The organism is Enterobacter sp. D2, assembly GCF_034427575.1.
Lineage (GTDB): Bacteria > Pseudomonadota > Gammaproteobacteria > Enterobacterales > Enterobacteriaceae > Enterobacter > Enterobacter cloacae_M.
Genome location: NZ_JAXQPP010000005.1, coordinates 62,086 through 87,143, shown reverse-complemented (window position 1 = coordinate 87,143; position 25,058 = coordinate 62,086). Strand labels below are relative to the sequence as shown.

The following is a 25,058-nucleotide window of genomic DNA, read 5'->3' as shown; positions in this document are numbered from 1 at the left end:
CGTTACTGGATCACGATGGTGTTAATGATGTTTTCAGCAGCCGTCTGCGCTTTCTGCTGATCTTCGGCTGGCAGGGTGATCTGCAGGGTCAGCAGTTTGTTATCAACCTTGCCCAGCACTACAGAAGAGTATGCGGTCTGGCCTTTTGCAGAGATGATGCTGTCGAGCTGTTGCAGCGTGTGGCCTTTCAGCTCGATGGATTTATTGGTCACGACCTGCAGCTGAGGATCGCGGCCGCGCTGCTGATCTTCCAGACGTTTGGACAGGACGGCCAGATCTTCGCTGGTGTCGTCGCCCACAATCACAATGACCGCTTTCTGCCCGGTTGCGTCGGAGTAAACGTGCATGTTGTTCGCCTGGGTCCCCAGCTTGCCGCTCTGATCGGTCATATCGGCTGGCAGAGAGAAGCTGAGTTTGCCATCCATCAGATTCACCGGCTGGCCGGTCGCGTTGCTCTCTGCGGATGCGCCCTGAGCAGGCGTTTTCGTGTCGCTGTTATCACAGGCTGCAAGACCCACAACCAGCAGGCCAATCCCGACATATTTAACCAGATTGCGCATTGACTTCTTCCTTTCGATAAACGGCCATAACGGCTCATTCGCTCATCTTATCACAACTGATAAAGCGAACCCTTAACCAGCCTGCAATGCCGTGATTTCAGATTTATCTGCCAGCCTTTTCAGCAGCATATTGAGCAGCACGCCGTACATCGGCAGGAAGAACACAATGCTGATGAGGACCTTGAAGCAGTAGTCCACCAGCGCGATTTCCATCCAGTGTTGAGCCATGAACGCATCCGGGCTGCGCCAGAAGGCGATGAAGAAGAAGGCCAGCGTATCGCTCACGTTACCGAACAGCGTGGAGGCGGTTGGCGCCATCCACCAGCGATGATTCTGACGCAGGCGGTTAAACACGTGCACGTCGAGGATCTGCCCCAGCGCGTAGGCCATAAAGCTTGCGGCAGCGATACGGGCAACAAACAGGTTGAAGTGGGTTAACGCCTCAAAGCCCTGCCAGCTTCCCATATAAAACAGAGACGAAACCACGTACGAGATGAACAGCGCCGGGAGCATGACCGAAAAAATAATACGGCGAGCCAGCGGTGCGCCAAAGATACGCACGGTCAAATCCGTCGCGAGGAAAATAAACGGGAAGCTGAATGCGCCCCAGGTGGTGTGAAAACCAAAGATGGAGATCGGCAGCTGCACCAGATAGTTGCTGGAGGTGATCACCAGCAAATGGAAAAGCGAAAGCCAGAACAACGCTTTTACGCGCTGTGATTCAGAAAACGACGTCATATTGTGACCTTTTTATACGTTGGGGTGAGGGAACCCAATAAAAACCGCAGCATGATACTGCTTTGTCAGGACATTGCAATGGTTAGTTTTTACGCAATCGTTAACCTGGTTTGCATTGATTGCAACCGGGCGTAAACTACAGCCGTTTTTACCAGACCGAGAAGACCATGACCGACCTGTTTTCCAGCCCAGACCACACTCTTGATGCCCAGGGCCTTCGCTGCCCGGAGCCGGTAATGATGGTACGCAAAACCGTGCGCAACATGCAGACCGGTGAAACGCTGCTGATCATTGCCGACGACCCGGCCACGACCCGCGATATTCCCGGCTTTTGTACCTTTATGGAGCATGAACTGGTGGCACAGCAGACCGAAGCGCTGCCGTACCGGTATCTGATTCGTAAGGGGTAGATGGGTAGTCCTCTGCGGCCTGATGCCCTCACCCCGCCCCTCTCCCACAGGGAGAGGGAGAAAGTCATCCTTTCATCCACGCCCTGATCCCGTCCAGGAACATCTGCGTTGCCATCATCACCAGAATCAGCCCCATCAGGCGTTCCAGCGCGTTCACCCCTTTCTCACCCAGCAGGCGCAGGAACAGCGACGACTGCAGCAGGATGATAAACGTCCCGCCCCAGGCGATCAGCAGGGCAATCACCAGATGGCTCATCTGGTTCGGATACTGATGCGACAGCAGCATCAGCGTGGCCAGAATCGTTGGCCCGGCGACGAGTGGAATCGCCAGCGGCACGATAAACGGCTCTTCACCCGCGGGCAGGCCGCTGCTGCTGCCTTCCGCGCTCGGGAAAATCATCTTAATGGCAATCAGGAACAGAATAATCCCGCCGGAAATCGAAACGGTTTCGGCGCGCAGGTTGAGGAATGCGAGAATTTTCTCACCGGCAAACAGGAAGATAAACATCACCAGCAGGGCGATGAGCAGCTCGCGGATCATAATCGCCCGGCGGCGCTTCGGCTCGGTGTGCTTCAGCACCGACATGAAGATAGGCAGGTTTCCCAGTGGATCCATAATCAGGATCAATAAAACCGCCGCGGAAATGATTTCACTCATCTTTAAATTATCCCTGATACTTAGTAGTGTTATTTCGATGATTAGCGCTTTTTCTGATTGCCGGGCAATCATCGATTAATTTCGCTTGCGACTTTGGCAGCATTTTGTAATGTGAAGCATATCCCAGTTCAATACTGGCTTGCACAATCAGCACACACCCTCAGCAGGAAAAAAATGCTATGAAAAACGTTGGTTTTATCGGCTGGCGCGGTATGGTCGGCTCTGTACTCATGCAACGCATGGTTGAAGAGCGCGATTTCGACGCTATCCGCCCGGTCTTCTTCTCCACTTCCCAGCTCGGCCAGGCTGCTCCGTCCTTTGGTGGTACCACAGGCACGTTGCAGGATGCTTACGATCTGGAAGCGCTGAAGGCACTCGACATTATTGTGACGTGCCAGGGCGGCGATTATACCAACGAAATCTATCCAAAGCTGCGTGAAAGCGGCTGGCAGGGCTACTGGATTGACGCGGCTTCTTCGCTGCGCATGAAAGACGATGCCATCATCATTCTCGACCCGGTAAACCAGGGCGTCATCACCGACGGCCTCAACAACGGCGTGAAAACCTTTGTCGGCGGTAACTGCACCGTCAGCCTGATGCTGATGTCCCTCGGCGGCCTGTTCGCGCAGGATCTGGTTGAGTGGGTCTCCGTGGCGACCTACCAGGCCGCGTCCGGCGGCGGCGCGCGCCATATGCGCGAGCTGCTGACCCAGATGGGCCAGCTGCACCAGAGCGTTGCGACCGAGCTGGCAAACCCGGCATCCGCTATTCTGGATATCGAGCGTAAGGTCACCCAGCTGACCCGCAGCGGCGAGCTGCCGGTGGATAACTTTGGCGTACCGCTGGCCGGTGGCCTGATCCCGTGGATCGACAAACAGCTGGATAACGGCCAGACCCGCGAAGAGTGGAAGGGCCAGGCTGAGACTAACAAAATCCTCGCGACCGCGAACACCATTCCGGTTGACGGTCTGTGCGTGCGTATCGGCGCGCTGCGCTGCCACAGCCAGGCCTTCACCATTAAACTGAAAAAAGATGTGTCTATTCCGACCGTGGAAGAGCTGCTGGCCGCGCACAACCCGTGGGCGAAAGTGGTACCAAACGATCGCGATATCACCATGCGCGAGCTGACCCCGGCTGCCGTTACCGGCACGCTGACCACGCCGGTTGGCCGTCTGCGCAAGCTGAACATGGGGCCGGAGTATCTCTCCGCGTTCACCGTCGGCGACCAGCTCCTGTGGGGTGCCGCCGAGCCGCTGCGCCGCATGCTGCGCCAGCTGGCGTAATAATTTGTTAACTACCGGGGGTGATTTTCACCCCTTTTTTTTGCGTACTACATGGAGTAACACGCGTATGTCTTATTTTTTATCAGGAGTCATCTAGAGCGTTGGCTATGCTTTAAGGAAGAGTCATTTCTTACCTGAGGTTCGAACGGAGCAGAATGGATGCACATTTTTGTGCTGTCCCGTTCAGGTCACATTAAAAGTCGTCCCGGAGCGCTTAAAAAGGACGACATAAAAAACAGGATGAATACCATGTCCGATCGTGTGGATAGAGACGTGATTAATGCGCTTATTGCGGGTCATTTTGCTGACCCCTTTTCTGTGCTTGGGATGCATCAAACTGAGGATGGCCTTGAAGTTAGGGCACTGTTACCGGATGCCACAGAAGTCTGGGTGATTGAACCCAAAACCGGCCGCAAGGTCGGTAATCTTGAATGCCTCGATTCCCGTGGCTTCTTCTCGGGCGTAATGCCCCGCCGTAAAAATCCTTTTCGCTATCAGCTCGCCGTTCTCTGGCACGGTCAGCAAAACCTGATTGACGATCCTTACAGCTTCGGCCCTCTGCTTAAAGAGATGGACGCCTGGCTGCTCTCCGAAGGAACGCATCTTCGCCCTTATGAAACACTGGGTGCCCATGCCGATACCATGGACGGCATTACCGGCACGCGGTTCTCCGTGTGGGCACCTAACGCCCAGCGCGTCTCCGTTGTCGGCCAGTTCAACTACTGGGACGGTCGCCGCCATCCGATGCGCCTGCGCCGGGAAAGCGGCATCTGGGAGCTGTTTATCCCCGGAGCGCACCCCGGGCAGCTTTATAAATTCGAGATGATCGACGCTAACGGCAAGCTGCGCATTAAAGCCGACCCGTATGCCTTCGAAGCGCAGATGCGCCCGGATACCGCGTCGCTGATTTGCGGCCTGCCGGAGAAGGTCGTCCAGACGGAGGAGCGCAAACAGGCCAACCGCTTTGACGCGCCCATCTCCGTCTATGAGGTACACCTTGGCTCCTGGCGTCGCCACACCGACAACAACTTCTGGCTCAGCTACCGTGAGCTTGCCGACCAGCTGGTGCCCTATGCCAAATGGATGGGCTTTACCCACCTTGAGCTGCTGCCGGTCAACGAGCACCCGTTCGACGGCAGCTGGGGCTATCAGCCTACCGGGCTGTATGCGCCAACGCGCCGCTTTGGCACCCGCGATGACTTCCGCTATTTCATTGATGCCGCGCACGCCGCCGGGCTGAACGTCATCCTCGACTGGGTGCCGGGACATTTCCCATCGGATGATTTCGCGCTGGCAGAGTTTGACGGCACGAAGCTGTACGAGCACAGCGACCCGCGCGAAGGCTATCACCAGGACTGGAACACGCTGATCTACAACTACGGTCGCCGTGAGGTCGCAAACTACCTGGTCGGGAATGCTCTGTACTGGATCGAGCGGTTTGGCATTGACGCCCTGCGCGTCGATGCGGTGGCGTCGATGATCTACCGCGACTACAGCCGCAAAGAGGGCGAGTGGATCCCGAACGAGTTTGGCGGCCGTGAAAACCTGGAAGCGATTGAATTCCTGCGCAATACCAACCGCATTATCGGCGAACAGGTGGACGGTGCCGTGACCATGGCGGAAGAGTCGACCGACTTTGCGGGCGTCTCCCGTCCGCCGTCATCAGGCGGCCTGGGGTTCTGGTACAAGTGGAACCTGGGCTGGATGCACGACACGCTCGACTACATGAAGCTGGATCCGGTTCACCGTAAGTATCATCACGATAAGCTGACGTTCGGGATGCTCTACAACTACACCGAAAACTTCATGCTGCCGCTGTCGCACGATGAAGTGGTGCACGGCAAAAAATCCATTCTTGACCGCATGCCGGGCGACGCGTGGCAGAAGTTTGCCAACCTGCGCGCCTACTACGGCTGGATGTTTGCCTTCCCGGGCAAGAAACTGCTGTTTATGGGCAATGAGTTCGCACAGGGACGCGAGTGGAACCACGACGCCAGCCTCGACTGGCACCTGCTGGAAGGCGGCGACAACTGGCACCACGGGGTGCAGCGTCTGGTGCGCGACCTGAACCTGACCTACCGCCACCACAAAGCGCTGCACGAGCTCGACTTCGATCCGTACGGCTTTGAATGGCTGGTGGTGGACGACCATGAGCGCTCGGTGTTTGTCTTTGTGCGTCGTGACAAGGCCGGTAACGAGATCATCGTCGCCAGCAACTTCACCCCGGTGCCGCGCGAACACTACCGCTTCGGCATTAACCAGCCGGGCAAATGGCGTGAAATTCTGAATACCGATTCGATGCACTACCACGGCAGCAACGCCGGTAACGGCGGGCTGGTACAGAGTGACGCCATAGAAAGCCACGGGCGACCCAACTCACTGAGCCTGACGCTGCCGCCGCTTGGCACCATCTGGCTGATGCGGGAGGGCGAATGACGCAGCTTACGGCAGGTGAACCCGAACCGCTCGGCGCGCGTTTTGACGGAAAGGGTGTCAATTTCACCCTCTTTTCCGCTCATGCTGAGCGGGTAGAACTGTGCGTGTTTGACGGGGAAGGTAACGAGCACCGTTACGATTTACCCGCGCGCACGGGGGATACCTGGCACGGCTACCTGGCCGGAGGACGGCCAGGCGTGCACTATGGCTTTCGCGTACACGGTCCGTGGGATCCGGCGAAGGGCCACTGGTTTAACCCGGCGAAGCTGTTGATTGACCCGTGCGCGCACCGCGTGGACGGCGAATTTAAAGACGACCCGCTCTTCCACGTGGGCTACGGCGAGCCCGACCACCGCGACAGCGCGCCCGTCGCGCCAAAAAGCGTGGTGGTGAACGATCTTTATGACTGGGAAGACGATGCCCCGCCGCAGACGCCGTGGGGCAATACCGTTATTTATGAAGCCCACGTCAAAGGGCTGACGTACCTGCACCCGTCGATCCCCAAAGAGATGCGCGGCACCTATAAGGCGCTCGGGCATCCAACCATGATCGCCTACCTGAAGCACCTCGGCATCACCGCCCTGGAACTGCTTCCCGTCGCCCATTTTGCCAGCGAGCCGCGTCTGCAGCGGCTGGGGCTTAGCAACTACTGGGGCTACAACCCGCTGGCGATGTTCGCGCTTGAGCCGCGCTATGCCGCCCATCCGGAAAAGGCGCGGGACGAGTTTCGCGATGCGGTGAAGGCGCTCCACGCGGCGGGCATTGAGGTCATTCTGGACGTCGTGCTGAACCACAGTGCCGAAAGCGATCTCGACGGTCCGACGCTCTCCATGCGCGGAATTGATAACCGTAGCTATTATTGGATCAGGCAGGATGGTGATTATGAGAACTGGACCGGCTGCGGTAACACGCTCAACCTCAGCCATCCGGCGGTCACGCATTTTGCTTATGAATGCCTGAAATACTGGGTGGAGACGTTCCACGTCGACGGTTTTCGTTTCGACCTGGCGCCCGTAATGGGGCGCACGCCGGCGTTCAGCCAGCAGGCTCCGCTGTTTGAGGCGATAAAAAACTGTCCGGTGCTCTCGCAGGTGAAGCTCATTGCCGAGCCGTGGGACATCGGGGAAGGCGGTTATCAGGTCGGGAATTTCCCGCCGCTGTTTGCCGAGTGGAACGATCACTACCGCGATGCCGCGCGCCGCTTCTGGCTGGAACGGAATCTGTCGCTGGGGGAGTTCGCCGGACGCTTTGCCGCTTCAAGCGATCTCTTTAAGCGCGACGGCAAACGCCCGTCGGCCACCGTCAATCTGTTGACGGCACACGACGGTTTTACGCTCAGGGACTGCGTTTGTTTCAATCAGAAACACAATGAGGCAAACGGCGAAGAGAATCGCGATGGCACTAACAATAACCATAGCTTTAATCATGGTATAGAAGGGTTAGGCGGAAGCCTGGACGTCATCGAGCGGCGACGCGCCAGCGTTCACGCTTTGCTGACAACGCTTTTATTGTCGCAGGGCACGCCGATGCTGCTGGCAGGCGATGAACACGGCCATAGCCAGCACGGTAACAACAATGCGTATTGCCAGGACAACACGTTAACCTGGCTCGACTGGGGTGAAGCCAACAGCGGGCTGATTCATTTTACCGCTGCGCTGATCCATCTTCGCCAGCAGATCCCCGCGCTGACCGCCGACCGCTGGTGGGAAGAGGGTGACGGCAACGTTCGCTGGTTGAATCAAGACGCGCAACCCTTAAGCGCGCAAGAGTGGCAACACGGCGTACCACGCCTGCAAATCCTGCTGTCGGATAAATGGCTGGTCACGCTGAACGCGACGGATGACGTCGCAGCGATTGTTTTACCTGAAGGGGAATGGCGAGCTGTTCCCCCCTTTGCCGGAGCGGATAATCCGGTAGTAATGGCTGTCTGGCACGGGCCTGCGCACGGAGTGTGCGTATTCCAAAGATGATAAAAAAGGAGTTAGTCATGGTTAGATTAGAGAAGAACGATCCCTTAATGTTGGCGCGCCAGCTACCATTAAAAACGGTTGCCCTGATACTTGCGGGTGGACGTGGTACCCGTCTGAAAGATTTGACCATCAAGCGCGCGAAACCGGCCGTTCACTTTGGTGGTAAGTTCCGTATCATCGACTTTGCGCTCTCCAACTGTCTCAACTCGGGCATTCGCCGTATTGGCGTCATTACGCAGTATCAGTCGCACACGCTGGTTCAGCATATCCAGCGCGGCTGGTCATTCTTCAGCGAAGAGATGAACGAGTTTGTCGATCTCCTTCCCGCTCAGCAACGCGTCCACGGCGAGAACTGGTACCGCGGAACGGCGGATGCGGTGACGCAGAACCTCGACATCATTCGCCGCTACAGCGCGGAATACATCGTGATCCTCGCCGGGGACCATATCTACAAGCAAGATTACTCCCACATGCTCATCGACCACGTCGAAAAAGGGGCGCGCTGCACCGTGGCGTGTCTGCCTGTGCCCGTTGCTGAAGCGACGGCGTTTGGCGTGATGCACGTGGATGCCGACGACAAAATTATCGACTTTGTTGAAAAACCGGCGAACCCGCCAACCATGCCCGGCGATGACACCAAATCGCTCGCCAGCATGGGGATTTATGTCTTTGATGCAGATTATCTTTATGAGCTGCTGGAAGACGATGACAAAGACGAAAACTCCAGCCACGACTTCGGTAAAGACATTATTCCGAAAATCACTAAAGCTGGCATGGCGTATGCACATCCTTTCCCGCTGTCCTGCGTGCAGTCCGACCCCAATGCGGAACCTTACTGGCGCGATGTGGGAACCCTGGAAGCCTACTGGAAAGCGAACCTCGACCTGGCGTCGGTCACGCCTGAGCTGGATATGTACGACCAGAACTGGCCGATTCGTACCCATATGGAATCGCTGCCGCCGGCCAAATTCGTGCAGGACCGCTCCGGCAGCCACGGTATGACGCTGAACTCGCTGGTATCCGGCGGGTGCATTATTTCAGGCTCGGTGGTGGTGCAGTCGGTGCTGTTCCCCCGCGTGCGGATAAATTCATTCTGTAATATCGATTCGGCAGTCTTACTGCCTGATGTCTGGGTAGGGCGCTCGTGCCGTCTGCGTCGCTGCGTTATCGATCGTGCCTGCGTCATCCCAGAAGGGATGGTGATTGGTGAGAACGCGGAAGAAGACGCGCGTCGTTTCTATCGTTCGGAAGAGGGGATCGTGTTAGTCACACGGGAAATGTTGCGGAAGCTGCAGATCAAACAGGAGCGATGATGCAGGTTTTACATGTATGTTCTGAGATGTTCCCGTTGTTAAAAACGGGCGGTCTGGCAGATGTTCTGGGCGCATTACCGGCAGCGCAAATCGCCGGAGGCGTGGATACCCGAGTCCTGCTGCCCGCCTTTCCGGATATCCGGCGCGGTATTCCCGATGCAAAAGTGGTGACCCGCCGTGAGACCTTCGCCGGACGCATCACCCTGCTGTTTGGACATTACAATGGCGTAGGGATTTACCTGATCGACGCGCCGCACTTATACGATCGACCGGGCAGCCCGTATCACGATACGAACCTGTTCGCCTACACCGATAACGTGCTGCGCTTTGCGCTGCTCGGCTGGGTCGGGGCAGAAATGGCGACGGGGCTGGATCCGTTCTGGCGCCCGGATGTGGTGCACGCGCACGACTGGCACGCCGGGCTTGCCCCGGCGTATCTCGCGGCGCGCGGCCATCCGGCCAAATCGGTCTTTACCGTGCACAACCTGGCGTATCAGGGGATGTACTATGCCCATCACATGAGTGAAATCGATCTGCCATTATCGTTCTATAACATGCACGGGCTGGAATTTAACGGGCAGATCTCGTTCCTGAAAGCCGGGCTGTACTACGCCGATCACATCACGGCGGTGAGCCCGACCTACGCGCGTGAGATCACCCAGCCGGAGTTTGGCTACGGCATGGAAGGGTTGCTGCAACAGCGCCACCGCGAAGGTCGCCTGTCGGGCATTCTGAACGGCGTGGATGAACAGATCTGGAGCCCGGAGACCGATCTCCTGCTGGCGGCGCGCTATGGACGTGATTCCGTGGAGGACAAAGCGGAAAACAAACGCCAGCTGCAGATTGCGATGGGCCTGAAGGTTAACGACAAAGTGCCGCTGTTCGCGGTGGTCAGCCGCCTGACCAGCCAGAAAGGGCTGGATCTGGTGCTGGAGGCGTTGCCCGGTTTACTGGAGCAGGGCGGACAGCTGGCGCTGCTCGGCGCGGGCGACCCGGTGCTGCAGGAAGGTTTCCTTGCCGCCGCGGCGGAACATCCGGGGCAGGTGGGCGTGCAGATTGGCTACCACGAAGCGTTCTCGCACCGCATCATGGGCGGTGCGGACGTCATCCTGGTGCCGAGCCGTTTCGAACCCTGCGGCCTGACGCAGCTTTACGGCCTGAAATACGGCACGCTGCCGCTGGTGCGCCGTACGGGCGGACTGGCGGATACCGTATCCGATAGCTCTCTGGAAAACCTGGCGGACGGTATCGCCAGCGGGTTTGTCTTTGAGGACAGTAATGCCTGGTCGCTGCTTCGGGCGATTCGGCGTGCTTTCGTCTTGTGGTCCCGTCCATCGCTCTGGCGTTACGTTCAGCGTCAGGCGATGTCCATGGACTTTAGCTGGCATGTCGCGGCGCAGTCATACCGCGATCTCTATCAACGCTTGATGTAACGAGGCGAAGTTACTGATATGAACGCTCCATTTAGCTACTCTTCACCCACGCTCAGCGTTGAGGCGTTAAAGCACTCCATCGCCTACAAGCTGATGTTCACCATCGGGAAAGATCCGGTTATCGCCAACAAACACGAGTGGCTGAACGCCACCCTGTTTGCGGTGCGTGACCGCTTAGTTGAACGCTGGCTGCGCTCAAACCGCGCCCAGCTCTCGCAGGAAACGCGTCAGGTTTACTACCTGTCGATGGAATTTTTGATTGGCCGCACGCTGTCCAACGCGCTGTTGTCGCTCGGTATTTATGACGACGTCAAAACCGCCCTGGAAGAGATGGGGTTAGATTTAGAAGAACTGATCGACGAAGAGAACGACCCGGGCCTCGGCAACGGCGGCCTGGGGCGTCTCGCCGCCTGCTTCCTCGACTCGCTGGCGACGCTGGCGCTGCCGGGCCGCGGCTACGGTATTCGCTACGACTACGGTATGTTCAAACAGAACATCGTCGACGGGCGCCAGAAAGAGTCGCCGGACTACTGGCTGGAGTACGGCAACCCGTGGGAATTCAAGCGCCACAACACGCGTTACAAGGTGCGCTTTGGCGGGCGTATCCAGCAGGAAGGGAAAAAATCCCGCTGGGTGGAAACGGAAGAGATCCTGGCCGTGGCCTACGACCAGATTATCCCCGGCTACGATACCGACGCCACCAACACGCTGCGCCTGTGGAGTGCCCAGGCCAGTAGCGAAATTAACCTCGGTAAATTTAACCAGGGTGACTACTTCGCGGCGGTGGAGGATAAAAACCACTCCGAGAACGTGTCCCGCGTGCTGTACCCGGATGACTCGACCTACTCGGGTCGCGAGCTGCGCCTGCGTCAGGAGTATTTCCTCGTTTCGGCGACCATTCAGGACATCCTCAGCCGCCACCATCAGCTGCACAAAACCTACGCCAACCTGGCGGAGAAAACCGCGATCCACCTTAACGACACCCACCCGGTGCTCTCAATTCCGGAGCTGATGCGCCTGCTGATCGACGAGCATAAGTTCAGCTGGGATGACGCCTTTGAGGTGACCTGCCAGGTGTTTTCATACACCAACCACACGCTGATGAGCGAAGCGCTGGAGACGTGGCCGGTGGACATGCTCGGCAAAATCCTGCCGCGCCATCTGCAGATTATCTTTGAGATTAACGACTACTTCCTTAAGACGCTGCAGGAGCAGTATCCGAACGATACCGGCCTGCTGAGCCGTGCGTCCATCATTGATGAGTCGAACGGTCGTCGCGTGCGCATGGCCTGGCTGGCGGTTGTCATCAGCCACAAGGTCAACGGCGTGTCCGAGCTCCACTCGAACCTGATGGTGCAGTCGCTGTTTGCGGACTTCGCGAAGATCTTCCCGACGCGGTTCTGCAACGTGACCAACGGCGTCACGCCGCGCCGCTGGCTGGCGCTGGCCAACCAGCCGCTCTCTCAGGTGCTGGACGAGAATATCGGCCGTACCTGGCGTACCGACTTGAGCCAGCTGAGCGAGCTGGAACAGCATATTGATTTCCCGACGGTGAACAAAGCCGTGCGCGAAGCCAAGCTGCTGAACAAAAAGCGTCTGGCGGTCTGGCTGGCGATGCACCTCAACGTGGTGGCAAACCCGAAAGCGCTGTTCGACGTTCAGATCAAACGCATCCACGAATACAAGCGTCAGCTGATGAACGTGCTGCACGTGATCACCCATTACAACCGCATCAAGGCCGATCCAACGGCCGAATGGGTGCCGCGCGTGAAGATCTTCGCCGGTAAGGCGGCTTCCGCCTACTACATGGCGAAGCACATTATTCATCTCATCAACGATGTGGCGAAGGTGGTTAACCAGGATCCGGATATTGGCGACAAGCTGAAGGTGGTATTCATTCCAAACTACAGCGTAAGCCTGGCGCAGATGATCATCCCGGCGGCGGATCTCTCTGAGCAGATTTCCACGGCGGGTACGGAAGCATCCGGCACCAGTAACATGAAGTTTGCCCTTAACGGCGCGCTGACCATTGGTACGCTGGACGGGGCGAACGTCGAGATGCTGGAGCACGTGGGCGAAGAAAATATCTTTATCTTCGGTAACACGACGGAAGAGGTGGAGGCGCTGCGCAGGAAAGGCTACTCGCCGCGTCAGTATTACGAAGAGGATGAAGAGTTACGTCAGGTGCTGACGCAGATCGCGACCGGCGTATTTAGCCCGGATGAACCGAGCCGCTATCGCGATCTGGTGGATTCGCTGATTAACTTTGGCGATCACTACCAGGTGCTGGCGGATTATCGCAGCTACGTGGACTGTCAGGATAAGGTGGACGAACTGTACCGTCAGCAGGAGAAGTGGACCAGCGCCGCGATGTATAACATCGCCAATATGGGCTATTTCTCGTCCGACAGGACCATCAAGGAGTATGCCGAGACGATCTGGCATATTGATCCGGTGAGGTTGTAAAAGCAAAACGGCAACCTCGGTTGCCGTTTTTAGTGTTTGTTCCCTCTCCCTGTGGGGGAGGGTCAGAATGAGGGCAACAGCCCGCACCGATCGTATTACGACGCCAGCGACAGCTCACGTTTCCCCGCATTTTGCTGTAACCACTGCGCCACGCGAGACTGCTGCTCGGCGTTGAGCCACATACCTTCTTTGGTACGACGCCAGATAGCATCATCCAGACGACGAACCCACTCGTGCTCAACCAGGTAGCGCAGCTCGGCTTCATACAGCTCGTGGCCGAAATGCTCGCCCAGATCCGCAATGTCCTTCGCATCGCTCAGGAACAGCTCGGTATTGCTGCCGTAGGTGCGGGCATAGTGGCGCGCCATCCCTTCGGTGATGAACGGGAAGCGACGGCGCAGCTTGGCGGCGTAATCATCGCGATTGTCGCCGATATCACCGCCGGGCAGTACCGCGCCTTTGGTCCATGCCGGGCCAATGCCTTTATAGTACGGCGCCAGTTTTTCCAGCGCGTGCTCGGCCAGCTTGCGGTAGGTGGTCAGCTTGCCGCCAAACACGGAAAGCAGCGGCGCCTGGCCGTCAACGTCGTGAATATCGAGCGTATAGTCGCGGGTAATCGCCTGCGGTGAATCAGACTCGTCATCGCACAGCGGACGCACGCCGGAGTAGGTCCAGACCACGTCATCGCGTGACAGCTGCTTCCTGAAGTGCGCGTTATACACTTTGAGCAGGTAGTTCACTTCGCTCTCGTCGATCTCGACGTTCTTCGGATCGCCTTTGTACTCCACGTCGGTGGTGCCGATGATCGAGAATTCGTCCATCCACGGGATCACAAACACGATGCGCTTGTCTTCGTTCTGCAGAATGTAGGCCTGCTTCTGCGTATGCACGCGCGGTACCACAATGTGGCTGCCCTTGATCAGGCGAATGCCGTACGGCGAAGGCAGATGCATGCCGTCGTCGAAGAACTGCTTCACCCACGGGCCGGTAGCGTTCACCAGACCGCGCGCTTTCCAGCTAAATTTCTCGCCGGTATCGATGTCTTCCGCTTCCACAATCCACAGGCCGTTTTCACGACGTGCAGAGGTCGCGCGGGTACGGGTTTTCACCTCGCCACCTTTCTTCTCGACCATCTGGGCATTCGCCAGCACCAGGCGCGCGTCGTCCACCCAGCAGTCTGAATATTCGAAACCGCGCACAATTTCTGGCTTAAGGACCGATTCTGAGCCAAAACGCAAACCTTTCGAACCCGGGAGGCTGGTGCGTTTACCCAGATGATCGTACATAAACAGACCAATACGGATCATCCACGCCGGACGCAGATGCGGGCGATGGGGCAGGCGGAAGCGCATCGGAATCGCCAGATGCGGTGCCATTTTCAGCAACACTTCACGTTCGGCCAGTGCTTCACTGACCAGGCGGAATTCGTAGTGTTCCAGGTAGCGCAGGCCACCGTGAATCAGTTTGGAGCTGGCGGACGACGTCGCGCAGGCGAGATCGTTAGCTTCCAGCATCAGTACGGATAAACCGCGTCCTGCGGCATCGACCGCAATACCGGCACCGTTGATGCCACCGCCTATCACAATCAGATCTTTGGTTTCCATAACACCCTCATGCACTTTCGTTAAAGCTCAGAAATGTTCGATATCGCTCATAATAGCAAAGGAACGCGCTTTTGGTAACATCAAAAAAACAATTTAGAGTGATATGGATAACATAATGGCGTTTACCCGCCGCCAGGACGTACACTACGGGGTAAAATAGTGCGACTAACTTTTCTCCCTCTCCCCGTGGGAGAGGGCTGGGGTGAGGGCATCAGCGCGCACCCAACCTGAACAACAGAAAGAGAACACCATGGATCAGTTTGAATGTATTAACGTAGAAGAAGCCCACCAGAAGATGCACCAGGGAAAAGCGGTGTTGGTGGACATCCGCGATCCGCAGAGTTTTGCGATGGGCCATACGCCGGGCGCGTTTCATCTCACTAACGACACGCTGAGCGCGTTTATGCGCGATAACGACTTCGAGACGCCGGTCATGGTCATGTGCTACCACGGCAACAGCAGCAAGGGCGCGGCGCAGTATCTGCTTCAGCAGGGCTACGACGCGGTATACAGCGTCGACGGCGGCTTCGATGCCTGGCATCGTCATTTCCCGGCAGAAGTGGAATACGCTTTTGAGCGCTGATCCCGCTATACTGTCCCCTTTTGTGTGGAAATAAGCGACCGCTGCCCATGTTGATGATCACCTCTTTTACCAACCCGCGCGTCGCCCAGGCGTTTGTCGACTATATGGCGACGCAGGGCGTTATTCTGACCATTCAGCAACATAACCAGACCGACGTCTGGCTGGCCGACGAGAGCCAGGCCGCGCACGTAAACGAAGAGCTGGCGCGTTTTCTTGAGAACCCCGGCGACCCGCGTTATCTGGCGGCCAGCTGGCAGTCCGGGCAGACCGACAGCGGATTGCACTACAGCCGTTTTCCCTTCCTCGCCACCATCCGCGAGCGCGCGGGTCCGTTTACTTTGCTGCTGATGGCGGCCTGCATTATCGTCTTCATTATCATGAACGTGGTGGGCGACCAGAGCGTGATGATTGCTCTGGCCTGGCCCTATGACCCGTCTCTTGAGTTTGACGTCTGGCGCTACTTTAGCCACGCGCTGATGCACTTCTCGGTGATGCATATCCTCTTCAACCTGCTCTGGTGGTGGTATCTCGGCGGCGCCGTTGAAAAGCGTCTGGGCAGCGGCAAGCTGATCGTTATCACCCTTATTAGCGCCCTGCTCAGCGGCTATGTGCAGCACAAGTTCAGCGGGCCGTGGTTCGGCGGGCTGTCGGGCGTCGTGTACGCCCTGATGGGCTATGTCTGGCTTCGCGGGGAGCGCGATCCGGAAAGCGGCATCTATCTGCAGCGCGGATTAATAACCTTTGCGTTAATATGGCTAATTGCCGGGTGGTTTGATCTGTTTGGTATGTCTATCGCCAACGGTGCACACGTTGCCGGGCTGGTCGTGGGGCTGGCGATGGCCTTTGCCGACACGCTCCATGCGCGAAAACGAACATAATTCTCAGGGATAATTGATGAAACAAACACAACGTCATGACGCTATTATCGAACTGGTAAAAAAACAGGGATACGTCAGCACCGAAGAGCTGGTGGAGCAGTTTGCCGTCAGCCCACAAACCATCCGTCGTGACCTGAACGACCTGGCCGATCAGAACCGCATTCTTCGCCACCACGGCGGCGCGGCGCTGCCGTCCAGTTCGGTCAACACCTCCTGGCACGACCGTAAAGCCACGCAGACGGCAGAGAAAGAGCGCATTGCCCGCAAGGTCGCCAGCCAGATCCCTAACGGCGCGACGCTGTTTATTGATATCGGCACGACGCCGGAAGCGGTCGCCCATGCGCTGCTGGATCACGAGAACCTGCGCGTGGTCACGAACAACCTGAACGTGGCCAATACCCTGATGCAGAAAGATGACTTCCGCATCATCCTCGCGGGCGGCGAACTGCGCAGCCGCGACGGCGGGATTATCGGCGAAGCGACCCTCGATTTTATCTCTCAGTTCCGCCTCGACTTCGGCATTCTCGGGATCAGCGGCATCGACAGCGACGGCTCGCTGCTGGAGTTTGATTATCACGAGGTGCGCACCAAGCGCGCGATTATTGAGAACTCACGCCACGTGATGCTGGTGGTAGACCATTCGAAGTTTGGCCGAAATGCGATGGTGAACATGGGCAGCATCAGCATGGTGGATGCGGTCTACACCGACGTGATGCCGCCAGCGGGCGTGATGCAGGTGATTAAAGATAATAATTTGCAGCTGGAATTGTGCTAGGACTTGTGTCGGGTGGCGCTGCGCTCACCCGACCTACAAAACTTTCTCCCTCTCCCTGTGGGAGAGGGGCGGGGTGAGGGCATCAGGCCGCACAAAACCTAAACGCCATACCCCATCATCTTCAACAGCTGCTGCGCATGCTGTACCGCATCCTGACGATGCGCCACGCCCAGCTTCTGATACAGATTGCGGATATGCGTTTTGATGGTGGTCGCCGCCACCGCCAGCTCGCCGGCAATCTGCTCGTTGCTGTAGCCTGAATAGATCAGCCCCAGAACCTGCCATTCGCGCTGCGTGAGCGGGCTGGTGCGGATAAGCTCCGGCACTTCCGGGTGGTTCAGCAGACGTTCAACGAAGTTCTCATCAAAATGCGCAAACTTGTGCCGATGATGCTGGTTTATCTCGCGCAGAATGCGCTGGGCGCGATGCTGATCCAGCTCCGGCAGCGTGTTGAGCTGAATAAGCTGACGCAGCTGCTGCGCCATCACTTCACCTTCAATCACAAAGTGGCTGATAAACCCTGTGCGGTTAGCCAGCTGCAGCGCTTCCAGCAGCACGCGCTGGGCATCGTTTTTACGACCCGCCTGCCAGTAAAGCTGGTTCAGCAGCAGCAGGTTACGGTTCAGGTCGCTCATCAGACGCAGGCTGCGCGCGTTCTCGTTCAGCTCTTCCAGCACAATCTCTGCGGGCTCTATTTCACCGAGCAGGATCTGCGCGCGGGCAATGTTGCGCCACTGGCTCTGCAGGAAGTGGTTGTTAGCAAATTCCGGTTTTGGCGTCTGACGCAGCCAGTTGGCGGCGGATTTTTTATCGCCGGTCATCTGCCAGTAAATCACCCGGACCTTATCGGCGTTAGAGACCCAGTCGCTATGATACTGACCGTTGCCGAGCAGGTTCTCCAGGCGGTTCAGATGGTTGCGGGCGTTATCGAGATCGCCGCGCGCCAGCGAGCATTGCACCAGCAGCGCCAGGCACTGCAGCTGCTGCTGAGGCTGGAAGCTGGAAAGGACATCCACACCCTGGCGGGCGCAGCTTTCCGCTTCATCCAGACGCGACCAGGCCCACAGCAGCTGAGCGCGAATACGCAACAGGAACTCGTGCATCGGCAGCTGTTCCAGGTGCTGCTCGCGAATCAGCTGGAACGCTTTTTCCTGGTTTTCCCAGGCGGCCTGCAGGAACCCCTGTGCGAATAAAATCTCGCTCTGTTGGATCAGGCTCCACAGCGCGTAATGCCAGACATCATGACGACGCGCCATCTGTTCGGTTTGCTGCATCAGTGAAAGCGAACGCGTGAGGTCGCCTTTGCAGTGCAGCACTTCACCGTGCACCGAGGTCGCAACGATGCGGCTGTAGAAGTTGGCCAGCGGCAGTTCATCCAGCGCGACCATCGCCAGCCGTTCAGCTTCGTCCGGGTCGCCGTCGTTAATGGCCACCTGAGCGCGCAGCGCGTTAAATTCGCCGTGCAGGGTGGTATCCATTTCGCTTTCCATCTCCTGCTCGGCGCGCGCCAGCAGGGTGTTCACTTCGCTGTAGCGGTGCTGGCTCTGCATCAGCCAGGCCTGCAGCAGCACCAGACGCGGGTTCTCCAGCAGGCTTTCCCACGGCAGGGCTTTGAGAGACTCTTCCAGCAGCGTCAGCTCGCTGTGGTTAAACAGGCCCCACGCATGATTGAGGAGGATATCGCGCAGCATGCTGGCATCACCGGCGGCCAGCGCGTGGTGGATGGCCTCGCTCGGAAAGCCTTGCGCCATCCAGCTTTCGGCAGCGGCGCGGTGGATCTCCGGCAGTTCAACCGCCAGTTCCCACTGACAGCGCTGGCGCAGGAAGCTGCCAAACAGCGGGTGATAGCTAAACCACTCGCCGGGATCGTCCATGCGCGTCAGGAAAAGACCCTGACGTTCAATCTCTTCGAGCTGCAGCTGGCCGTTTTCACACCCCGTCACGCGCACGATGAGCGCATCGTTCATGGAGCGCAGCAGAGAGCTTTTCAGCAGGAAATTACGCGTCGAGGGATCGACGCTGTCCAGCACCTCATCCACCAGGTAGTCAGAAAGGTGACTGGCGTTGATGCCCGCCAGACGCCGCGCAGACTGATGCGCCGGACTGTTGTTTTGTCGGGCAGAGAGCGCGATAAGCTGCAGCGCCGTGGCCCAGCCGGCAACGTCATCACACAGACGGCTGCTTTCGGCGGCCTCAATCGGTGATGTCAGGCGGCAGTCAAAGAACTGCTTCGCTTCCTGGTGGGTAAAGGCCAGCTGCTGGCTGCCCACTTCCAGAAGCTGATCGCGCACGCGCAGGTTGGCAATGCCCAGCTGCGGCAGGTTGCGTGACAGCACCACTAAAGTCAGGTTTTCCGGCTGATGGCGGAGGAAGAAACGCATCGATTCATGAATCACCGGATTCGTGATGAGATGGTAATCGTCGATCACCACGTAAAGCGGGCGATGCCATTCGGCCAGTTCGATAAACAGCTGAGAGAAAAGGGAGGACAGGCTGGCGTACTGGCGCTTTTGCACCATCACCTCACTGGCGACGCAGTGTCCATGGGTGGCTTGCTGTATGGCGGCAATCAGATAGCTGGCAAAACGCTCCTGCTGGTTATCGCCCTCGTCGAGGGAGTACCAGCCAAGATCGCTTTTACCCGCGGCCCATTGCGAAATGAGCGTTGTTTTTCCATAGCCTGCAGGACTCGTAACCAGCGCCAGTCGGAAATTATGCGCGCCGGAAAGTTTAGCCAACAGACGCTCGCGGACCACTGTATGGTCAAGACGAACCGGGCGACTTAATTTAGACGGAATCAACATAGGTTTCACTTCACTGTGGGGAACGAGAGATTTTATTTTTTTTGCGCTTCGTAATTAATACGATATAAGGTCGAACAGAAAGAGAACTATTGCAAGTTATGTCTGGGTTTTGTGGTTCTGAATTTGCACTCTGTCACAAAACATTCAGGCAAATGTTGGAACTTTCTCGAAAGGGCCGTAACGCCGCGTCACTGCTGGCTTGTCTGTATACATTGCCGCTGCGCTGAAACTGGTTTCAGAAAGATATAGTGACGTCAAATTTAATAAAGTGCGGGTAAAGTTGAGTGAGAGTAATAGTCTCCGGAGATGTAACCCGATAACTAAATTATTATTCTACGTAAGTAATCATTTCAGAACGGATTAATCTCACCCGAAACTGCATTTCATTTCTTTGACATTCTCCCCGATTACTTTTTTATCTTCCGGGCACACTCGAACTATGCTCTGAGAGTGGCCTCGATCACACTTTTATGCTCATCCCCGCTACTCCTCCCTGTCTAATCCCCCACAGGAGGAGGAAGAGGGGAAATGAGCCAGGCACACTAGCGCCAACTTGTGTTTTCTTTCTAAAGGATGCCGATCCCCTATGTCACAGCCTACCTTCAACAAAGCTCAATTCCAGGCTGCCCTGACGCGTCAGTGGCAGCGTTTTGGCCTTCATGCTGCAAACGAGATGACGCCTCATCAGTGGTGGCAGGCCGTGAGCGGTGCGCTCGCAGAGCAGCTGGATGCTCAACCGGTGGCGAAGCCTGTTAAAGGCCAGCGTCACGTGAACTATATCTCTATGGAATTCCTGATTGGCCGTCTGACGGGCAACAACCTGTTGAACCTTGGCTGGTATCAGGACGTCGGTGACGTCCTCAAAGAACACGACATTAACCTGACCGACCTGCTCGAAGAAGAGATTGACCCGGCGCTGGGCAACGGCGGCCTGGGACGTCTGGCAGCCTGTTTCCTTGACTCCATGGCGACCGTCGGCCAGTCGGCGATCGGCTATGGTCTGAACTACCAGTACGGCCTGTTCCGTCAGTCGTTTGCCGATGGCCATCAGATGGAAGCGCCGGACGACTGGCATCGCAATACCTATCCGTGGTTCCGCCACAACGCGCAGCTGGATGTGCAGGTCGGCATTGGCGGGAAAGTGACAAAGCAGGGGCTCTGGGAACCGGCGTTCACCATCACCGGCGAAGCCTGGGATCTGCCGGTGCTCGGCTATCGTAACGGCGTGGCGCAGCCGCTGCGTCTGTGGCAGGCGAAGCACGCGCATCCGTTTAACCTGACCAAATTCAACGACGGCGATTTCCTGCGCGCCGAGCAGCAGGGCATCGACGCCGAGAAGCTGACCAAAGTCCTCTATCCGAACGACAACCACCTGGCCGGTAAAAAGCTGCGCCTGATGCAACAGTACTTCCAGTGCGCCTGCTCCGTGGCGGACATTCTGCGTCGCCATCACCTGGAGGGCCGCAAGCTGGCGCAGCTGCCGGACTTTGAAGTGATTCAGCTCAACGACACGCACCCGACCATTGCCATCCCGGAGCTGCTGCGCGTGCTGATCGACGAGCATCAGCTGAGCTGGGACGACGCCTGGGCCATCACCAGCCGTACCTTTGCCTACACCAACCACACTCTGATGCCAGAGGCGCTTGAGTGCTGGGATGAGAAGCTGGTGAAAACGCTGCTGCCGCGCCACATGCAGATCATCAACAAAATTAACGACCAGTTTAAAAAGCTCGTGGATAAAACCTGGCCGGGCAACAAGGCGGTCTGGGCGAAGCTGGCGGTGGTTCACGACAAGCAGGTGCGCATGGCGAATATGTGCGTGGTCAGCGGCTTTGCGGTGAATGGCGTGGCGGCGCTGCACTCGGATCTGGTGGTCAAAGATCTCTTCCCGGAATACCACCAGCTGTGGCCAACCAAATTCCACAACGTGACCAACGGCATCACGCCGCGTCGCTGGATCAAGCAGTGCAACCCGCTGCTGGCCGGTCTGCTGGATAAGACCCTGAAGAAAGAGTGGGCCAACGATCTGGACCAGCTCATCAACCTGGAAAAACAGGCTGACGACGCGAAATTCCGCGAGCAGTACCGCGCGATCAAGCTGGAGAACAAGGTTCGCCTGGCTGAGTTCGTGAAAATGCGTACCGGGATTGAGATCAACCCGAATGCCATTTTCGACATTCAGATCAAACGTCTGCACGAGTACAAACGTCAGCACCTGAACCTGCTGCACATTCTGGCGCTGTACAAAGAGATCCGCGAGAACCCGCAGGCCGACCGCGTGCCGCGCGTGTTCCTGTTCGGTGCGAAAGCGGCGCCGGGCTACTACCTGGCGAAAAACATTATCCTCGCCATCAATAAAGTGGCGGCGGCGATCAACAGCGATCCGAAAGTGGGCGACAAGCTGAAGGTGGTGTTCCTGCCGGACTACTGCGTCTCGGCGGCGGAAATGCTGATCCCGGCGGCGGATATTTCCGAGCAGATCTCTACCGCAGGTAAAGAAGCATCCGGTACCGGCAACATGAAGCTGGCGTTGAACGGCGCGCTGACCGTCGGCACGCTCGACGGGGCCAACGTCGAAATCGCCGAGAAGGTGGGTGAAGAGAACATCTTTATCTTCGGCCACACCGTGGAAGAGGTGAAAGCCATCAAGGCTAAAGGCTATGACCCGGTGAAATGGCGTAAGAAAGACAAGGTGCTCGACGCGGTGCTGAAGGAGCTGGAAAGCGGTAAATACAGCGACGGCGACAAGCACGCGTTTGACCAGATGCTGCACAGCATGGACAAACACGGCGGTGACCCGTATCTGGTGATGGCGGACTTCACGGCCTACGTTGAAGCGCAAAAGCAGGTCGACGTGCTGTATCGCGACCAGGAGGCCTGGACCCGCGCGTGCATTCTGAACACTGCGCGCTGCGGTATGTTCAGCTCTGACCGTTCAATCCGTGATTATCAGGCCCGTATCTGGCAGGCAAAACGCTAAGGAAGCGCGATGGAGAGTAAACGTCTGGACAGCGCCGCGCAGGCGGCGGGGATCAGCCTCAGTTACATTAATGCGCACGGCAAACCGCAGTCTATTGGCGCCGACACCAAAAGACGTTTGCTGGATGCCATGCACAAGGCCGACGCGAAAGCGTCGGTTGCGCCGGTGCCGAACGTGAAGGTGTTCACCGCAGGCAAAAAGATGCCGCTGGCGGTGGAGGGGCGCGGCGAGTTTAGCTGGCTGCTTACCACCGAAGAGGGGCATCAGCACAAAGGCCACGCCACCGGCGGCAAAACGTTAAACCTTCCGGCGAAGCTGCCGGAGGGGTATCACACCCTCACGCTCACCCAGGATGACCTGCGTTTCCATTGCCGGGTGATCGTCGCGCCAAAACGCTGCTACGAGCCGCAGGCGCTACTCGAAGGCAAAAAGCTGTGGGGCGCCTGCGTGCAGCTCTACACCCTGCGCTCCGACAGCAACTGGGGCATCGGTGATTTTGGCGATCTGAAAAAGATGCTGGTGGATGTAGGCGAGCGCGGCGGCGCGTTTATCGGGCTCAACCCGATCCACGCGCTCTATCCGGCCAACCCGGAGAGCGCCAGCCCTTATAGCCCGTCGTCCCGCCGCTGGCTGAACGTGATTTATATCGACGTTAACGCGTTAGATGACTTCAAAAACAGCAAAGAGGCGCAGGCGTGGTGGAAACTCAGCACCACGCAGCAGGCACTGAAGCAGGCGCGCGACGCGGACTGGGTGGACTATTCCACCGTCACGGCGCTGAAAATGGCCGCTCTGCGTCTGGCGTGGAAAGGCTTTTCGCAGCGTGATGACGAGCAGATGGCCGCGTTCCGCCAGTTTGTAACGCAGGAGGGCGAGAGCCTGTACTGGCAGGCGGCGTTTGATGCGCTGCACGCGTATCAGGTGAAAGAGGACGAAATGCGCTGGGGCTGGCCGGTCTGGCCGGAAGCGTATCAGTCCGTCGACACGCCTGAAGTAAAAGCGTTCTGTAAAAAATATGCCGATGAAGTGGACTTCTACCTGTGGCTGCAGTGGCTGGCGTACAGCCAGTTTGCCGCCTGCTGGCAGGTGAGCCAGGGCTATAAGATGCCGATTGGCCTGTACCGCGATCTGGCCGTGGGCGTGGCGGAAGGCGGCGCGGAAACCTGGTGCGACCGCGAGCTTTACTGTCTGAAAGCCTCCGTCGGCGCGCCACCGGATATCCTTGGCCCGCTCGGCCAGAACTGGGGATTGCCGCCGATGGATCCGCACGTCATGGCGGCGCGCGCCTACGAGCCATTTATCGACCTGCTGCGCGCGAACATGCAGAACTGCGGGGCGCTGCGTATCGACCATGTGATGTCCGTGCTGCGTCTGTGGTGGATCCCGTACGGTGAAACGGCCGATCACGGCGCGTACGTGCAGTATCCGGTTGACGATCTGCTGTCGATCCTGGCGCTGGAAAGTAAGCGCCATCAGTGCATGGTGATCGGTGAAGATCTCGGTACCGTGCCGGTGGAAATTGTCAGCAAGCTCCGCGACAGCGGCGTCTACTCCTATAAAGTGCTCTATTTTGAAAACGACCATGAGAAAACCTTCCGCGCGCCGAAAGCGTACCCTGAACAGTCAATGGCAGTCGCGACGACGCATGACCTTCCTACGCTTCGTGGCTATTGGGAAAGCGGTGATCTGACGCTCGGTAAAACGCTGGGTCTGTATCCTGATGAAGAGGTTTTGCGCGGCCTGTATCAGGATCGCGAGCTCTCTAAGCAGGGGCTGCTGGATGCGCTGCACAAGCAGGGCTGTCTGCCGAAACGTGCCGGACATAAGGCGTCATTGATGTCGATGACCGCGACCCTCAATCGCGGCCTACAGCGCTATATTGCCGACAGCAACAGCGCGCTGCTGGGCCTGCAGCCTGAAGACTGGATTGATATGGCGGAGCCGGTGAACATTCCGAGCACTAGCTATCAGTACAAGAACTGGCGTCGCAAGCTGTCCACAACGCTTGAGAAGATGTTTGCCGATGACGGGGTTAACAAGCTGATTAAGGATTTGGACAAGCGGCGAAAAGCAGCCGCGAAGAAGTGATAAAAAACCCGCCAGTGGCGGGTTTTTTATTGCCCGGTGGCGCTACGCTTACCGGGCCTGCATGGATCGAGTAGGCCGG

At 57.6% G+C, this 25,058-nt stretch carries 17 protein-coding genes; 12 read left to right on the top strand and 5 right to left on the bottom strand.

Annotated features, from left to right (window positions below; translation table 11 throughout):
• Positions 1 to 2: 2 nt before the first annotated feature.
• Both SPG90_RS19165 and SPG90_RS19160 read right to left on the bottom strand, forming a co-directional pair.
• Positions 3 to 560 (bottom strand): DcrB family lipoprotein, encoded by a 558-nt coding sequence (locus tag SPG90_RS19165; RefSeq protein ID WP_023309515.1) that lies wholly within the window; start codon positions 558 to 560, stop codon positions 3 to 5.
• Between the two features lie 72 nt (positions 561 to 632).
• A complete protein-coding gene (locus SPG90_RS19160; RefSeq protein ID WP_223605020.1) occupies positions 633 to 1,298 on the bottom strand; it encodes a 7-cyano-7-deazaguanine/7-aminomethyl-7-deazaguanine transporter in 666 nt (221 codons plus the stop codon).
• 167 nt (positions 1,299 to 1,465) lie between these two features.
• Here SPG90_RS19160 and tusA point away from each other — a divergent pair, with 167 nt between their 5' ends.
• Positions 1,466 to 1,708 carry a sulfurtransferase TusA gene (tusA, locus tag SPG90_RS19155; RefSeq protein WP_008503071.1) on the top strand — a complete coding sequence of 81 codons (243 nt, stop codon included), beginning with the start codon at positions 1,466 to 1,468 and terminating at the stop codon, positions 1,706 to 1,708.
• Between the two features lie 64 nt (positions 1,709 to 1,772).
• On the opposite strand, the gene yhgN is transcribed toward tusA, so the two are convergent.
• A complete protein-coding gene (gene yhgN / locus SPG90_RS19150) occupies positions 1,773 to 2,366 on the bottom strand; it encodes an NAAT family transporter YhgN (protein ID WP_003861574.1) in 594 nt (197 codons plus the stop codon).
• Between the two features lie 179 nt (positions 2,367 to 2,545).
• On the opposite strand from yhgN, the gene asd reads away from it, so the two are divergent.
• The 6 genes from asd (at position 2,546) to glgP (ending at position 13,267) form a co-directional block, all read left to right on the top strand.
• On the top strand, positions 2,546 to 3,649 hold the full coding sequence (gene asd, locus SPG90_RS19145) for an aspartate-semialdehyde dehydrogenase (RefSeq protein ID WP_033146834.1): 1,104 nt from the start codon (positions 2,546 to 2,548) through the stop codon (positions 3,647 to 3,649).
• 249 nt (positions 3,650 to 3,898) lie between these two features.
• Positions 3,899 to 6,085, top strand: coding sequence for a 1,4-alpha-glucan branching enzyme (gene glgB, locus SPG90_RS19140; protein ID WP_045403403.1), 2,187 nt, complete (start codon positions 3,899 to 3,901; stop codon positions 6,083 to 6,085).
• Positions 6,082 to 8,055: a glycogen debranching protein GlgX gene (gene glgX / locus SPG90_RS19135; protein ID WP_045403335.1), complete on the top strand. Its 1,974-nt coding sequence runs from the start codon at positions 6,082 to 6,084 to the stop codon at positions 8,053 to 8,055. Before glgB ends, glgX begins: the two co-directional genes overlap by 4 nt.
• 17 nt (positions 8,056 to 8,072) lie before the next feature.
• Positions 8,073 to 9,368, top strand: a complete 1,296-nt coding sequence (gene glgC / locus SPG90_RS19130; RefSeq protein WP_023309510.1) for a glucose-1-phosphate adenylyltransferase — start codon at positions 8,073 to 8,075, stop codon at positions 9,366 to 9,368.
• Positions 9,368 to 10,801: a glycogen synthase GlgA gene (gene glgA, locus SPG90_RS19125; protein WP_023309509.1), complete on the top strand. Its 1,434-nt coding sequence runs from the start codon at positions 9,368 to 9,370 to the stop codon at positions 10,799 to 10,801. The genes glgC and glgA overlap by 1 nt, the downstream gene beginning before the upstream one ends.
• A gap of 18 nt (positions 10,802 to 10,819) precedes the next feature.
• Positions 10,820 to 13,267: a glycogen phosphorylase gene (glgP, locus tag SPG90_RS19120; RefSeq protein WP_163354612.1), complete on the top strand. Its 2,448-nt coding sequence runs from the start codon at positions 10,820 to 10,822 to the stop codon at positions 13,265 to 13,267.
• A gap of 95 nt (positions 13,268 to 13,362) precedes the next feature.
• Here the strand turns inward: glgP and glpD are convergent, their stop codons facing one another.
• On the bottom strand, positions 13,363 to 14,871 hold the full coding sequence (gene glpD / locus SPG90_RS19115; RefSeq protein WP_213751869.1) for a glycerol-3-phosphate dehydrogenase: 1,509 nt from the start codon (positions 14,869 to 14,871) through the stop codon (positions 13,363 to 13,365).
• A gap of 250 nt (positions 14,872 to 15,121) precedes the next feature.
• Between glpD and glpE the strand changes: the two genes are divergently transcribed.
• The 3 genes from glpE to SPG90_RS19100 are packed head-to-tail and all read left to right on the top strand — an operon-like array spanning position 15,122 to position 17,107.
• On the top strand, positions 15,122 to 15,454 hold the full coding sequence (gene glpE / locus SPG90_RS19110; protein WP_045403340.1) for a thiosulfate sulfurtransferase GlpE: 333 nt from the start codon (positions 15,122 to 15,124) through the stop codon (positions 15,452 to 15,454).
• A gap of 47 nt (positions 15,455 to 15,501) precedes the next feature.
• A complete protein-coding gene (glpG, locus tag SPG90_RS19105) occupies positions 15,502 to 16,332 on the top strand; it encodes a rhomboid family intramembrane serine protease GlpG (protein WP_045403342.1) in 831 nt (276 codons plus the stop codon).
• A gap of 16 nt (positions 16,333 to 16,348) precedes the next feature.
• Positions 16,349 to 17,107, top strand: a complete 759-nt coding sequence (locus tag SPG90_RS19100) for a DeoR/GlpR family transcriptional regulator (protein WP_008503060.1) — start codon at positions 16,349 to 16,351, stop codon at positions 17,105 to 17,107.
• Positions 17,108 to 17,205: 98 nt separating this feature from the next.
• Here the strand turns inward: SPG90_RS19100 and malT are convergent, their stop codons facing one another.
• Positions 17,206 to 19,911, bottom strand: a complete 2,706-nt coding sequence (gene malT / locus SPG90_RS19095; protein ID WP_023309505.1) for an HTH-type transcriptional regulator MalT — start codon at positions 19,909 to 19,911, stop codon at positions 17,206 to 17,208.
• Between the two features lie 586 nt (positions 19,912 to 20,497).
• Between malT and malP the strand changes: the two genes are divergently transcribed.
• Entirely contained in the window at positions 20,498 to 22,891 is a 2,394-nt protein-coding gene (gene malP, locus SPG90_RS19090; RefSeq protein ID WP_126304225.1) for a maltodextrin phosphorylase, read from the top strand.
• 9 nt (positions 22,892 to 22,900) lie between these two features.
• On the top strand, positions 22,901 to 24,979 hold the full coding sequence (gene malQ, locus SPG90_RS19085; protein ID WP_322408275.1) for a 4-alpha-glucanotransferase: 2,079 nt from the start codon (positions 22,901 to 22,903) through the stop codon (positions 24,977 to 24,979).
• Positions 24,980 to 25,058 lie beyond the last annotated feature (79 nt).

Coding starts and splice junctions, on each gene's coding strand:
- SPG90_RS19165 (WP_023309515.1), bottom strand. CDS start 560: ATGCGCAATCTGGTTAAATATGTCGGGATTGGCCTGCTGGTTGTGGGT.
- SPG90_RS19160 (WP_223605020.1), bottom strand. CDS start 1,298: ATGACGTCGTTTTCTGAATCACAGCGCGTAAAAGCGTTGTTCTGGCTT.
- tusA (WP_008503071.1), top strand. CDS start 1,466: ATGACCGACCTGTTTTCCAGCCCAGACCACACTCTTGATGCCCAGGGC.
- yhgN (WP_003861574.1), bottom strand. CDS start 2,366: ATGAGTGAAATCATTTCCGCGGCGGTTTTATTGATCCTGATTATGGAT.
- asd (WP_033146834.1), top strand. CDS start 2,546: ATGAAAAACGTTGGTTTTATCGGCTGGCGCGGTATGGTCGGCTCTGTA.
- glgB (WP_045403403.1), top strand. CDS start 3,899: ATGTCCGATCGTGTGGATAGAGACGTGATTAATGCGCTTATTGCGGGT.
- glgX (WP_045403335.1), top strand. CDS start 6,082: ATGACGCAGCTTACGGCAGGTGAACCCGAACCGCTCGGCGCGCGTTTT.
- glgC (WP_023309510.1), top strand. CDS start 8,073: ATGGTTAGATTAGAGAAGAACGATCCCTTAATGTTGGCGCGCCAGCTA.
- glgA (WP_023309509.1), top strand. CDS start 9,368: ATGCAGGTTTTACATGTATGTTCTGAGATGTTCCCGTTGTTAAAAACG.
- glgP (WP_163354612.1), top strand. CDS start 10,820: ATGAACGCTCCATTTAGCTACTCTTCACCCACGCTCAGCGTTGAGGCG.
- glpD (WP_213751869.1), bottom strand. CDS start 14,871: ATGGAAACCAAAGATCTGATTGTGATAGGCGGTGGCATCAACGGTGCC.
- glpE (WP_045403340.1), top strand. CDS start 15,122: ATGGATCAGTTTGAATGTATTAACGTAGAAGAAGCCCACCAGAAGATG.
- glpG (WP_045403342.1), top strand. CDS start 15,502: ATGTTGATGATCACCTCTTTTACCAACCCGCGCGTCGCCCAGGCGTTT.
- SPG90_RS19100 (WP_008503060.1), top strand. CDS start 16,349: ATGAAACAAACACAACGTCATGACGCTATTATCGAACTGGTAAAAAAA.
- malT (WP_023309505.1), bottom strand. CDS start 19,911: ATGTTGATTCCGTCTAAATTAAGTCGCCCGGTTCGTCTTGACCATACA.
- malP (WP_126304225.1), top strand. CDS start 20,498: ATGTCACAGCCTACCTTCAACAAAGCTCAATTCCAGGCTGCCCTGACG.
- malQ (WP_322408275.1), top strand. CDS start 22,901: ATGGAGAGTAAACGTCTGGACAGCGCCGCGCAGGCGGCGGGGATCAGC.